The sequence below is a fragment of the Streptococcus sp. LYSM12 genome, assembly GCF_004569635.1.
Lineage (GTDB): Bacteria > Bacillota > Bacilli > Lactobacillales > Streptococcaceae > Streptococcus.
On sequence record NZ_SPOZ01000013.1, the window covers coordinates 63,076 to 75,838 of the forward strand.

Here is a 12,763-nt window from a genome sequence, read left to right on the forward strand (position 1 = left end):
ATATAGTGTCAGATTTCGCCCCCGTTCTTAGAAAACTGAGTGTATGATGCATCTTGGGGGAGGCTATCAGCCTATCTCTAGAAATGGGCTATCTGGGTTTCATAGCTAGATTTAGCATACCTAAAGGGTAGATGAACAAGTACAAAAAGACTTGAGAGTAGCAATTTAACTGCTATTCTCAAGTTTTTTATTCTTGCAGTCATTTAGATTTTCCATGATATAATAGAGAAAAGGAGGAAGTACCATGTACGAATTTCAAAATCCAACAGATGAACGTATCCAAGCCTATCTAGCAACCAGTAAGACCATTGCGGTGGTAGGTTTATCGGATAAGGACGATTCGGTTAGTAAGCGCATTTCTAAGTTTATGCAGGATATGGGGTATCGGATTATTCCTGTCAATCCTCGCTTGGCTGGCGGTGAGATTTTAGAGGAAAAAGTGTATGCCAGTCTTTCAGATATTCCACTAGCGATTGATATTGTGAACGTCTTTCGTAAGAAAGAATTTTTGGCAGATGTGGCGCATGAGTTTGTAACCATTGATGCCCGCATTTTCTGGGCACAACTAGATTTGCAAAGTCAAGAAACTGCTGCTATTTTAAAAGAGGCCGGTTGTGAAGATGTGGTTATGAATCGCTGTATCAAGCGAGATTATCTTCGTCTTATGAGCGGAGGTGTAATCTGATGGCAACCCTCGTTATTATTCGGGGAAATTCTGGATCGGGCAAGACCAGTCTGTCAGAGGCTTTACAGGAACACTATGGTCGTAGGACCTTACTTATCTCTCAAGATAATGTTCGCAGAACCATGCTAAGAGAAAAGGTAGAGCCTGGTAATCTTTCGATTTTGCTGACAGAAACGATTGCTCGTTTTGGACATGCAGAGGATTTACTGGTAATTATTGAGGGATTTTATGAGGCAGAAATTTATGGAGAGATGCTGGCAAGATTGCGCGACCTCTTTGCACCTCGGGTCTTTGTTTATTATTATGATATTCCATTTGAAGAAACGGTCAAGCGACACGCCACTCGAGCTAAAAAAGATGACTTTACAGCAGCTGATATGAAACGTTGGTGGATAGATAAAGATTATCTTGGTTGGGAGGAAGAAACATTTTTTACAGCAGGAATTCATTTGGAGGCAGCTTGTGAGATGATTTGTAAAAAAATAGAGGATAAACATGGTAGGACATTGTGATTGGAAAAATTGATGTTTTGCGCTTCACTAACATGTGAGTCTATCAACCTTGTACAAGTCTGACAAACCTTATTTTTTATTTGTTGAGTTCGTTGACAAATTATTTTTCTCATTTTTTTATTCTTAGCTCCAAAGGTAGAGCCATACCTTTGGAGGCGGGAAATAGACGCTTGGGGAGCAAAGGCTCCCTTTAGGAGGACGAAGCTGTTGCGAGGTTTACTTGCTTACGGCTGGCTACCTTTAGGAAGTAGGCTGAAAACCTCCACTGGAGCTCTTCACTCGCCAAATTTCCTACTTTTACCGTAGCTGTTGCAGGCTGTGCCTGCTTTACAGATACGGATGCCCTCGGGGTACGCTTTGAGTTTTTTACGGGCTTTGTATCTTTTGTAGCTAAGTGACTTCATCTATTCTCTCATTTAGATGGGGTGTTTTTGTATACAATAAGCAGTAGGTTTTTGCATATTTCGTTTGTTATAGTCATTTCGTTTCTATTTTTATTACTTCGTTAACTCGTCTTGCTGTACTCCAGTACTACCTGCGACTCGTTGCCTAGTACTAAAAATAAACGAAACGGCTATATAGTCTTCTCGTTTGCTTTTCCTACTAGGCAAGGAGCTACAGGCTGTATTAGAGTGCGGCAAAGCGAGTGAACGAAGTCATAAAAGATAAACGAAGTGATTATATTGAATGGGGAGAGATTCTCTTTTGGGCGGCGTCTATACAGCATTAAAATTGTCAGATAATTGCTTGAAAATGAGAGAAACTATGCTATAATGGAGGTAGGTTTTTAAGGAAAGGGAATGAAGATGAAAAAATGTGGCATTATGTTATTATCGTCTGCGATCTTACTGACAGCATGTGCAAGGACCGAACCTAAGATGGATGCAAGTCAGGAAAGTACAGTGATGCAGGTGGATGATAAAGCTTTAGACAAGGCAACGTCTGATTACAAGGTGTTTGTAGAAGAGCAAATCGGTCAATTATTGACAGATACGGAAAATCTCGCGCGCTTGCTCAAAGACGGCAAATTGGAAGAAGCAAAAAAAGTCTATCCTGTTATCCGTATGGCCTATGAACGTTCAGAGCCGATTGCAGAAAGTTTTGGTGAATCAGATGTGAAAATCGATTTCCGTCTGGTTGATTACATGGAAGAGAACAAGACGGAAGAAGGCTGGTCAGGTTTTCATCGTATTGAAAAAATCCTCTGGGAAGACAATACCACAGCAGGTACTGAAACATACGCTGATCAATTAGTGAACGACATTAAGGAATTGAAAGCGAAAATTGCAACTGTTGAAGTAAGTCCAGACATTATGCTGACAGGTGCGGTTGATTTGCTCAACGAAGTGGCAACCAGCAAGATTACGGGCGAAGAAGAAGTCTATTCTCACACGGATTTATATGATTTCAGGGCGAATATTGAGGGCGCAGAGAAGATTTTTGAGCTTTTCAAACCGATGTTAAAAGTAAAAGATACCAACTTGGTTAGTACCCTTGAAAAAGAATTCAAGACGGTCAATGGACTTCTTGATAGGTATATGGTAGATGATACACATTACAAACTTTATACAGATTTAAGTACAGAAGATACTAAAGTTTTGGCTGAGGCTGTGACCAAGCTCGGTGAACCTCTTTCTCAAATGGGGATTATCTTAGACGGGAAGTAATCATGACAAAAGATAAAAAATGGTTTGATAAGAAAATGGATCGTCGTGAATTTCTTAAAAAAGCAGGTATAGGGGGAGCTGGTTTTGCGCTTGGTGCCTCTGGTGCTTCTGCTTTTTTCGCTAGAAAGGTAACGAGTGAGAGTGCAAAAGTTGAAGGAGGAGAAGAGCTTTCCTTTTATGGTGAACACCAGGCGGGGATTGTGACTCCAATGCAGAAACATGTCTATTTTGTGGTATTGGATTTGCATTCAACAGATAAGGCTGCAGTCATTCAGATGTTTAAGGACTGGACAGCCTACAGTGAGAATTTGGTGACGGGGCACTTGGTCAAAGAAGATAGTGATAATGGCTATCTGCCACCTTTTGATACAGGAGAAACAGTTGGACTGAATGCACACCGTTTGACTCTTACGTTTGGCATTTCTCCCGCCTTTCTGACGAAGTTAGGCCTGGATAGTAAGAAGCCCAAAGAATTTCGGGATTTGCCTGTATTTCCACGGGATCAGCTCAAGGAAAGATATACTGGAGGAGATATCGTCATTCAGGCCTGCGCAGATGATGAGCAGGTGGCTTTTCATGCGGTTAGAAATCTAGTGCGGAAAGGTCGCCATGTTGTGACCATGAAATGGAGCCAGACAGGTTTTGCAGCGCTTGGCAACCGCAAAGAGACGCCACGAAATCTTTTTGGTTTTAAAGATGGTACAGCAAATGGTAAGACTGAGGAAGAATTTCAGAAAGTCATCTGGTGCGACGATGCTAATTGGATGCGAGGTGGTACCTATATGGCGGTGCGTCGGATTCAGATGTTCTTGGAAACTTGGGATCGTACCAGTCTTAAAGAGCAGGAAAACACCTTTGGTCGCTACAAGGAAAGCGGTGCACCGTTTGGACAAAAAGATGAATTTGATGAAGTGGATTTAGATCGAACAGATGAAAAGGGAGACCCGCTTGTACCGGTTGATTCCCATGTTCGCTTGGCCAAAGAAACTGGTGTGGAAATCTATCGCAGAGCATTTTCTTATTCAAATGGGATTGATGAGAAAACAGGACAATTTGATTCAGGTCTGCTCTTTATCTCTTTCCAAAAAGATCCAGAGCAGTTTATCACGATTCAGAAAAATCTTGGAAGTGTGGACAAGTTAAATGAGTATATCACGCATATCGGAAGTGGTTTATTTGCTTGCTTTTCTGGTGTGAAAAAAGGAGAGTATATTGGACAAGCTCTATTTGAATAAACTGGCACTCCTTATCCTCTTTGTTCTGACGCTCTTTGCTACTCCTGTTTTAGCAGAGGATTCCTATAGTCATCTTTTTATTACGATTACAGATGCGACAAGGGCTCTGAAAACAGGTGATAGGAAAGTGGCTGAGCAGTTGATTGCCCAGCTACAGTTGGATTTTACGCAGATTGAAAACCATGATTCTAAGGCTGGTCAATTAGTGACAAGCCGCTTGGCGAAATTAGAAAACACTCCGACTGAAGAAAATTTGGTCGCTGTTTCAAAAGCTCTTTTAGATTTTGAAGTGGAGCAACATCCAGTTGATGTCGCAGCTGAAAAAGAAAAGCTGATGATGAAACTTGTCCCTAGCTATGATAGATTGCAGGAAGCTATTGATAGTCAGGACATTGATGCGGTCAAGGAGCAGTATAAAAAATTGAACAGTACCTGGACGATCAATGAGCGCATTGTCCGTGATACCAGTACTAGTCATTATGGGAAAATTGAAACGGCTATTTCTTTCTTGCGTAGCAGTATCGAGGCAACTCCAGTAGAGTATAGTCTTGTTCAAACGTCATTTGATGACTTAAAAAATGCAATTCAGAACTTTAAAGACGGTAAAGAGGTGGCAACGATTGCTACAAATCTTACCTTGCAAGACGGGATTGAATTGTTGGAGCAGGCTAGGGCTGCTTTTGCGGCGGAAGATAAGTCCAAAGGAGCTGCTTTGATGAAGGAATTCATCACTATTTGGCCAAGCATTGAAGGAGATGTCAGCACGCGACGTCCGAGTCTTTATACCCGGGTAGAGAGCGAGTCACCAGTTATCATGGTACGGGGTGAGGAGAAAGAATATCAAGAAAAGTTAGCTCAGCTGATTGCAGATTTGTCAAGCATTGATACCTCTGCCAGTTATAATGTATTTGATGCCATGCTGATTTTGCTGAGAGAGGGAGTTGAGGCTCTACTCATCGTCATGGCCTTGGTATCTACTCTCAAAGCCAGCAAACAGAAAAAAGGCTTGGTCTGGGTTTACAGTGGAGCAGTTGGAGGACTTCTAGCTAGTGCACTCCTAGCTATTGCTCTGCAACAATTTTTCCCAACTCTCTCATCAGCTGCCAACCGTGAAATCATCGAGGGAGCAGTTGGGATTGTCGCGGTGGTGATGATGATTGTCATTGGAATCTGGCTCCACAGTAAGTCCTCATCCAAGAAGTGGAATGCTTATATGGAAAGGCAGATGCGTATGGTGATGGCAAGCGGTAGTTTCATTTCGATGTTTGCCTTGAGCTTTCTAGCAGTCTTTCGTGAGGGAGCAGAAACAATCCTCTTTTATGCGGGAATGTTGCCTAAAATTGGCTTCGATGAATTTCTACTAGGGATTGGTTTGGCCTTTTTAGTTCTAATTATCTTAGCGGTTCTGATGCTGCGAACGACTAGTAAAATTAAGCCAAATCGGGTCTTTTTCTACCTGACTTGGTTGCTATATGCCCTTGCATTTAAGATGCTAGGAGTGAGTATTCATGCCTTGGAATTGATGAATATCCTGCCGACCCATGTGATAAAAGAAGTTCCTACGGTGGAGATTATCGGTCTATATCCGAGTTTGGTAGTTCTCTTGCCACAGATCTTACTCATTGCCTTAATTGGCTGGTTAACATGGAAGAATCGAGAAACTCATGAAGACTAAGCAAGAACTAACCGTTGTCGAGCATTTGAGTGAATTTCGCATCCGCTTTATTTGGACCCTTTCCTTTTTCTTTATCAGCTTTTTGATTAGTCTTTATTTTTCGAGCAGTCTCTATCAGTTTTTGACCCAGGGATTTTCTCAGAAATTGATTGTACTGGGTCCCAATGATATCTTGTGGATTTACATTAGTTTGGCGAGCCTGGTGGCTTTTACCTTAACCTTACCTTTTTTGACTTATCAGGTTTGGGCCTTTGTTGTACCGGCTCTTGAAAAGGGAGAGGCAAGGAGTGTGTTCTGGTATATTCCAACGGTCTTTTTGTGCTTTATAGCTGGCTTGCTGTTTGGCTTTTATCTGGTCAGTCCAGCCCTCTTGCAGGTTCTCTTATCCTTTGGGGAGGGACTCTTTGACACCAAGTTAACAGCTCAGAATTATCTGACCTTTTTATTGCATACGACCCTACCCATGGCAGTTGTCTTTGAAATTCCTGTTTTGGTTGCTTTTTTGACCTCCATTGGTATCCTTCGGCCACGATTTTTGGTACAATATAGAAGACATGCCTATTTTAGTTTGCTGGTGCTTGCTGTTGTCATTACACCGGCTGATTTTACCAGTGATTTAGCCATGACGGTGCCGCTTCTCTTTATCTATGAAGTAAGTGTATCCATCAGTAAGTGGCTCTATCATAGAAAAGAAAAAAGGAGAACTTGATATGGGAGTTTTACGTGATATTGGGGCACCAGGAATGATTATCTTGGTCTTGGGTGCTCTCTTGATTTTTGGACCAAAGCGGCTGCCAGAGTTAGGTGAGTCTATTGGCAAAATGATTTCATCTTTTAAAAAAGCCATGGATTCAGGGGAAGAAAAAGATAAGGGAGATACAGCCAACTAGGCTGATGTCAGAAAAAACAAAAGAGTGGGGAATGTCAACTGCACAGTTCCACGCTCTTTTTTGCAAGATTTTGGACGTAAGGATGCTTGATAGATTACTTATCGTTTGTTTTTTTCAACCTCCAATGCAAAGGGGGCTTGCTGTTTAAAAGACCTTTACTTGAGTCAAAGTCCCTTATTTGTGAATGCAGGTTATAAGGATAAAGAAAGGAAGAAGAATGCTGTTTGAAGAGCCCTTTTTCAAAGATAAAATCTGGCAGAAAGAGCGTCTATTGGACTATGGTTTTAAAGAAAAAGATGGAATGTTGACCTTTTGCCAGCCTTTTATGGAAGGGCGTTTTGAGGCACGAATTCAGGTGATAGGGGATCATCAAGCTTCGGCTCAAATCTGGGATTTGGAGATGGATGAAGAATACCATACCTTTCGCATTCAGCGTGCGGTAGGCTCTTTTGTAGGGGAAGTGCGGGAAAGCTATGCGGCGATTCTCCAACAAGTGGTACAGCATTGTACAGAAAATCAAATCTTTCAGTCCGCTCAAGGTAACCGTCTGATAGGTTATGTGAAAGAACAATTTCAAGAAAGTCCTGATTATCCCTTTACCAAGGCGCCAGAGATTGCGACCCTGCGGCATGCAGCCAATCAAAAATGGTATGCCCTTGTGACCCAAGTACCATGGACAGCCTTAGGAGAGCTGACTCAAGCGGGATGTGTCGAAGTGATGAATGTCAAGGTAGAAGCAGGGCAGATAAAAGAGCTGTTAGCCAACCCGGCCATTTATCCAGCCTACCATATGTCCAAGAAAACGTGGGTTTCCATTAGCTTAGACGACCGCTTGGCAGATGAGATGTTGTTTGACCTGGTGAATAACAGCAGGAATTTAGTAGCTCCCAAATCAGTCCAGTCTTCGTTGTATCCTCGTTATTGGATAATCCCTGCCAATCCGAAACGGTATGATATTGACACAGAATTACGGAGTAAGGGTAAGATTCTCTGGTTTCAGAAGTCCAACATCAAGGTTAATGATGTGGTTTGTATTTATATGACTGCCCCGATCCAGTCCATTCGCTATCTCTGTTGTGTGACCGAGACCTATATCCTCCAAGGAGATAAGGAATATATGCAGTTGGAAGTATTGCGTGAGCTTACAGATGCTGTCTTTCCCCTATCGCAGCTGAAAACTCTTGGAGTAAAAGCTGTTCGTGGTCCACGGCTGGCGACACAAGAATGCTGCCAGGCGCTTGAAAACATATTGAAAGAGTGATGATGCAGGGAGTAAAATTATCAGAAAATTTAATCTTTTACTTTACATATTCCCTAAAAAGAGGCTATAATTAGGAAATAGATTTTTGGAGGTTATGGAGTATGAAGAAGAGTTTTATTCATCAGCAAGAAGAAATTTCCTTTGTCAAAAATACCTTTACCCAATATTTAAAGGACAAGTTGGAAATAGTGGAAGTACAAGGACCGATTTTGAGTCGTGTCGGTGACGGGATGCAAGACAACCTTTCAGGGGTTGAAAATGCCGTAACAGTCAATGTCAAATTGATTCCAGAGGCAACTTATGAGGTGGTGCATTCCTTAGCCAAATGGAAACGTCATACCTTGGCTCGTTTCGGCTTTAATGAGGGAGAGGGCTTGTTTGTTCATATGAAAGCTCTTCGTCCAGATGAGGACTCGCTTGACCCGATTCACTCGGTGTATGTAGACCAGTGGGACTGGGAAAAGGTGATTCCAGACGGGAGACGTAATCTTGCGTATTTGAAAGAAACGGTGGAGCTAATTTACAAGGCAATCCGTCTGACAGAGTTAGCTGTTGAAGCTCGCTATGATATTGATGCGGTCTTGCCTAAGCAGATTACCTTTATTCATTCGGAAGAATTGGCAGAGCGCTACCCAGATTTACTACCAAAAGAGCGGGAAAACGCGATTGCAAAAGAGTATGGAGCTGTTTTCCTAATTGGAATTGGTGGAGAGTTACCAGACGGAAAACCACATGATGGTCGTGCTCCTGACTATGATGACTGGACCAGTCCATCTGAAAATGGCTATAAGGGCTTAAATGGGGATATTCTCGTTTGGAATGAGCAGTTGAACTCTGCCTTTGAATTGTCTTCTATGGGAATCCGAGTAGATGAAGAAGCGCTGAAACGTCAGGTTGTAATGACAGGTGATGAGGATAGATTGGAATTTGAATGGCACAAGGCCTTATTAAATGGTCTGTTTCCACTCACCATTGGTGGCGGAATTGGGCAGTCTCGCCTGAGCATGTTCTTGCTCCGTAAAAAACATATCGGTGAAGTTCAATCAAGTGTCTGGCCGCAAGATGTCCGTGATACATTTGAAAATATATTGTGAGGAAATAGCGGGAGTGGGAAAGAACTCAAAACATATAAGAAAGAGTTGATTTTTTCTTATTGCCTAAATTCTAGCTGCGGGCTGAAACGGTCTATTCCCAGAGCGTTTCACTCCCCTCCCGCATGGTCAACCGTCAGAGTAGTGGCTGTTGGAGGTTGGAAATGAAGCGGACTCGTTCGCATCAGTCGTAGAGGTCAGATGTGGAGTGGGAAACAGGAACAAATATGAGTAAAAAGCTCCAGTGGAGCTTTTTAGCCTGCTCCCTGAAAAAGAGCAGCAGTTCATTTCCCACCTTTAAGGGCAGGATAGCTATTATAGTCATTTCGTTTACTTTTAGTACTAGGCAAGGAGCTGCAGGCTGTACTAGAGTACGGCAAGACGAGTGAACGAAGTAACAAAAGATAAACGAAATGACTATAAAGCAAGTAACCACTGCGTCAACGTCATTCGGTTCATAAAGTGAGAAAGCTGGGACTTATGTTCCGGCCTTTTATAAAAATGTTGCAGTGTTTTATAGCCGTTTCGTTTACTTTTAGTACTGGGCAAGGAGCTGCAGGCTGTACTGGAGTACGGCAAAACGAGTGAACGAAGTAACAAAAGATAAACGAAATGACTATACTAACGTGATACTGGAAATCGAGGGTGCTTCAGGCTTTGAAAGTAAGGTCTTATCCCATATCCTTTTGGTTTATTTCATGAGAACTCTTTTTATCTTTCACATTTATCTCTGAAAACATTTACAATTAGCTTATCGGTGCTTTTTATAGAAATCTGTGATATACTTTTTTAGTTAAACTAAACAAAGTAGAGGCAGATATGACAAATTTAAGAAATGATATTCGCAATGTCGCGATCATTGCTCACGTTGACCATGGGAAAACGACCTTGGTTGACGAGTTGTTAAAACAATCTCAAACGCTTGATGAGCGTACGCAGTTAGATGAGCGTGCGATGGATTCAAATGATATTGAAAAAGAGCGTGGCATTACGATTCTTGCGAAAAATACAGCAGTGGCTTATAATGGCACCCGTATCAACATTATGGACACACCGGGACACGCAGACTTCGGTGGAGAAGTGGAGCGGATCATGAAAATGGTCGACGGAGTTGTCCTTGTTGTTGATGCCTATGAAGGAACCATGCCACAAACGCGTTTTGTATTGAAAAAAGCGTTGGAGCAAAACTTGACGCCAATCGTTGTCGTAAATAAAATAGACAAGCCTTCTGCTCGCCCAGCAGAAGTTGTGGATGAAGTATTAGAACTCTTTATCGAGTTGGGAGCAGACGATGACCAGTTGGAATTTCCAGTGGTGTATGCATCAGCAATCAATGGAACCTCATCTCTTTCTGACAATCCAGCAGATCAAGAAGAAACAATGGCACCAATTTTTGACACAATCATCGAGCATATTCCAGCTCCTGTAGACAATTCAGAGGAACCCTTGCAATTTCAAGTGTCACTCCTTGACTACAATGATTTTGTCGGTCGTATCGGTATTGGTCGGGTCTTTCGTGGAACAGTGAAAGTCGGTGACCAAGTAACCCTTTCTAAATTGGACGGCACAACGAAAAACTTCCGTGTTACCAAACTCTTTGGTTTCTTCGGTCTTGAACGTAAGGAAATCCAAGAAGCAAAAGCAGGAGACTTGATTGCCGTTTCTGGTATGGAGGACATCTTCGTTGGAGAAACGGTTACTCCTACAGATGCGATTGAGCCGTTGCCGGTGCTTCGTATTGATGAGCCAACTCTTCAAATGACCTTTCTTGTCAACAACTCGCCATTTGCGGGTCGGGAGGGAAAATGGATTACCTCTCGTAAGGTTGAAGAGCGTCTTTTAGCTGAGTTGCAGACAGACGTATCGCTTCGTGTTGATGCGACAGACTCACCGGATAAATGGACAGTATCAGGTCGTGGTGAGTTGCACCTATCTATTTTGATTGAAACGATGCGACGTGAAGGCTATGAACTCCAAGTATCACGTCCAGAAGTTATCATCAAAGAAGTGGATGGTGTGAAAATGGAGCCGTTTGAGCGTGTGCAGATTGACACTCCTGAGGAATACCAGGGTTCCGTTATTCAAAGCTTGTCTGAGCGCAAGGGTGAAATGCTTGATATGCAGGCGACAGGAAATGGTCAAACTCGTTTGGTCTTCCTTGTTCCCGCTCGTGGATTGATTGGGTATTCAACTGAGTTCCTCTCAATGACTCGTGGTTATGGAATTATGAACCATACCTTTGACCAATATCTTCCAGTAGTTCCAGGTGAAATCGGTGGTCGTCACCGTGGTGCCTTGGTTTCAATTGACGCAGGAAAAGCCACCACTTATTCTATTATGCGTATCGAAGAACGTGGTACGATTTTCGTCAATCCAGGTACAGAAGTCTATGAGGGAATGATTATCGGGGAGAATTCTCGTGAAAACGATTTGACCGTCAATATCACGACAGCTAAAGCGATGACCAACGTGCGTTCAGCAACAAAGGATCAAACAGCTGTCATCAAAACACCGCGTATCTTGACCTTGGAAGAATCACTTGAATTTTTGAATGACGATGAGTACATGGAAGTAACGCCAGAATCGATCCGTTTGCGCAAGCAAATTTTAAACAAAGCAGAGCGTGATAAAGCTGCTAAGAAGAAAAAATTAGCAGCCGAAGAGGGCTAAACCGATGTTTTATCTGATTGTTGCCATTATGTTGGTACTCTTCTACATTTTTGTAGCACCGAGCAATATTAAGGGAACTATGAATGTTGTAGCAGCAGTATTTATCGTTGTGGGACTCTTGATTGCCTTATTACTTGCTTTCTTGAAGATTTTGCAATCTCCACCAGAAATGTGGCTTGTTATCGGACTGATCGTTGTGGGACTCTGGGCCATGCGCGATATTCATTTCCTAGATAAATCAGAAAAAATACAACGAGCTCCGAGGAGAAGACCCTATCGCTATCGCTAGGAAAGAGTAGTCCGGAGAAGAGCAACAATGTAGGAGAGAAATTGAAAATGGGAGAACCAGCTAGCTACCGCTAAGTGACCTGATAGTGATGGACTATACTCCATTTAAAGGTACCCACACTTCCAAAGGTATACGATACTTTTGGAGCTAGGAAGATTTGTACCTAAAGGTAGCCGAAGCCGTAAGCGAACTATGTTCACTTACGGCTTCGTTTTTTTGCACATAGTGTCGCCTGAAGTCACTGTAGTATCCTTGCCAGGCTTAGTCTAAAATACTCCATTGGAGTATTTTACTAACGAGATAGGTCAAACTGTTCATGCTACATAGCCATTCAGTCTACCTTTTATAGCCGTTTCGTTTATTTTTAGTACTAGGCAAGGAGTCGCAGGCTGTACTAATAGCAAACTAAAAGACTATAAAAAAGAAGAGGCTGGTGTTTTTGAACGGCTCCCTGTCAAGTAGACAGTCAAATAATAAAAGATATTAAGCAACCTGATTCCTGAATTCTATAGGAGTCAGGTTATTTAATTTGGTCTGATAGCGTCGTGTATTGTAAAACTCAATATAGTGTTCGATGTCTGTGACGAGCTCATCATAGGTCTTATATTTCTTCAGGTGATAAGCTTCTGTCTTGAAATGCCCAAAGAAACTTTCGATTGGGGCGTTATCAATACATTTACCAACCCGAGACATGGATAAGGTTAATCCAGCTTGTCGTGCAAAGTATCGATACGCTTTAGAAGTATACTGGCTCCCACGATCGCTGTGAACCAGTGGTGTCGCACCTG

At 42.4% G+C, this 12,763-nt stretch carries 12 protein-coding genes; 11 read left to right on the forward strand and 1 reads right to left on the reverse strand.

What is annotated here, in order from left to right; translation table 11 throughout:
- The first annotated feature begins 244 nt into the window (after positions 1-244).
- From E4T79_RS05635 to E4T79_RS05685, 11 genes are all read left to right on the forward strand, one after another.
- Positions 245-685, forward strand: a complete 441-nt coding sequence (locus E4T79_RS05635; RefSeq protein WP_135028487.1) for a CoA-binding protein — start codon at positions 245-247, stop codon at positions 683-685.
- On the forward strand, positions 685-1,197 hold the full coding sequence (locus tag E4T79_RS05640; RefSeq protein ID WP_135028489.1) for a kinase: 513 nt from the start codon (positions 685-687) through the stop codon (positions 1,195-1,197). Before E4T79_RS05635 ends, E4T79_RS05640 begins: the two co-directional genes overlap by 1 nt.
- Before the next feature lie 806 nt (positions 1,198-2,003).
- Complete coding sequence (efeO, locus tag E4T79_RS05645) at positions 2,004-2,864, forward strand: iron uptake system protein EfeO (RefSeq protein WP_135028516.1); 861 nt, start codon at positions 2,004-2,006, stop codon at positions 2,862-2,864.
- A gap of 2 nt (positions 2,865-2,866) precedes the next feature.
- Positions 2,867-4,099, forward strand: coding sequence for an iron uptake transporter deferrochelatase/peroxidase subunit (efeB, locus tag E4T79_RS05650; protein ID WP_135028491.1), 1,233 nt, complete (start codon positions 2,867-2,869; stop codon positions 4,097-4,099).
- Complete coding sequence (locus E4T79_RS05655) at positions 4,077-5,774, forward strand: FTR1 family protein (protein ID WP_135028493.1); 1,698 nt, start codon at positions 4,077-4,079, stop codon at positions 5,772-5,774. The genes efeB and E4T79_RS05655 overlap by 23 nt, the downstream gene beginning before the upstream one ends.
- Entirely contained in the window at positions 5,764-6,483 is a 720-nt protein-coding gene (gene tatC, locus E4T79_RS05660) for a twin-arginine translocase subunit TatC (RefSeq protein WP_135028495.1), read from the forward strand. The genes E4T79_RS05655 and tatC overlap by 11 nt, the downstream gene beginning before the upstream one ends.
- Position 6,484: 1 nt before the next feature.
- Positions 6,485-6,664: a twin-arginine translocase TatA/TatE family subunit gene (locus E4T79_RS05665; protein ID WP_135028497.1), complete on the forward strand. Its 180-nt coding sequence runs from the start codon at positions 6,485-6,487 to the stop codon at positions 6,662-6,664.
- A 217-nt stretch (positions 6,665-6,881) separates the two neighbouring features.
- Positions 6,882-7,925, forward strand: coding sequence for an MmcQ/YjbR family DNA-binding protein (locus E4T79_RS05670; protein ID WP_167752631.1), 1,044 nt, complete (start codon positions 6,882-6,884; stop codon positions 7,923-7,925).
- A 101-nt stretch (positions 7,926-8,026) separates the two neighbouring features.
- Positions 8,027-9,019 carry an aspartate--ammonia ligase gene (gene asnA / locus E4T79_RS05675; RefSeq protein ID WP_135028501.1) on the forward strand — a complete coding sequence of 331 codons (993 nt, stop codon included), beginning with the start codon at positions 8,027-8,029 and terminating at the stop codon, positions 9,017-9,019.
- Positions 9,020-9,835: 816 nt separating this feature from the next.
- Entirely contained in the window at positions 9,836-11,686 is a 1,851-nt protein-coding gene (typA, locus tag E4T79_RS05680) for a translational GTPase TypA (RefSeq protein WP_135028503.1), read from the forward strand.
- Between the two features lie 4 nt (positions 11,687-11,690).
- On the forward strand, positions 11,691-11,975 hold the full coding sequence (locus E4T79_RS05685) for a DUF3165 family protein (RefSeq protein ID WP_135028505.1): 285 nt from the start codon (positions 11,691-11,693) through the stop codon (positions 11,973-11,975).
- Positions 11,976-12,458: 483 nt separating this feature from the next.
- Here the strand turns inward: E4T79_RS05685 and E4T79_RS05690 are convergent.
- A partial coding sequence (locus E4T79_RS05690; protein WP_167752581.1) for an IS3 family transposase occupies positions 12,459-12,763 on the reverse strand: 305 nt, incomplete at its 5' end.

What these genes read in the sequence shown, in the direction of transcription:
- E4T79_RS05635 (WP_135028487.1), top strand. Translation starts at nt 245, where the DNA reads ATGTACGAATTTCAAAATCCAACAGATGAACGTATCCAAGCCTATCTA.
- E4T79_RS05640 (WP_135028489.1), top strand. Translation starts at nt 685, where the DNA reads ATGGCAACCCTCGTTATTATTCGGGGAAATTCTGGATCGGGCAAGACC.
- efeO (WP_135028516.1), top strand. Translation starts at nt 2,004, where the DNA reads ATGAAAAAATGTGGCATTATGTTATTATCGTCTGCGATCTTACTGACA.
- efeB (WP_135028491.1), top strand. Translation starts at nt 2,867, where the DNA reads ATGACAAAAGATAAAAAATGGTTTGATAAGAAAATGGATCGTCGTGAA.
- tatC (WP_135028495.1), top strand. Translation starts at nt 5,764, where the DNA reads ATGAAGACTAAGCAAGAACTAACCGTTGTCGAGCATTTGAGTGAATTT.
- E4T79_RS05665 (WP_135028497.1), top strand. Translation starts at nt 6,485, where the DNA reads ATGGGAGTTTTACGTGATATTGGGGCACCAGGAATGATTATCTTGGTC.
- E4T79_RS05670 (WP_167752631.1), top strand. Translation starts at nt 6,882, where the DNA reads ATGCTGTTTGAAGAGCCCTTTTTCAAAGATAAAATCTGGCAGAAAGAG.
- asnA (WP_135028501.1), top strand. Translation starts at nt 8,027, where the DNA reads ATGAAGAAGAGTTTTATTCATCAGCAAGAAGAAATTTCCTTTGTCAAA.
- typA (WP_135028503.1), top strand. Translation starts at nt 9,836, where the DNA reads ATGACAAATTTAAGAAATGATATTCGCAATGTCGCGATCATTGCTCAC.
- E4T79_RS05685 (WP_135028505.1), top strand. Translation starts at nt 11,691, where the DNA reads ATGTTTTATCTGATTGTTGCCATTATGTTGGTACTCTTCTACATTTTT.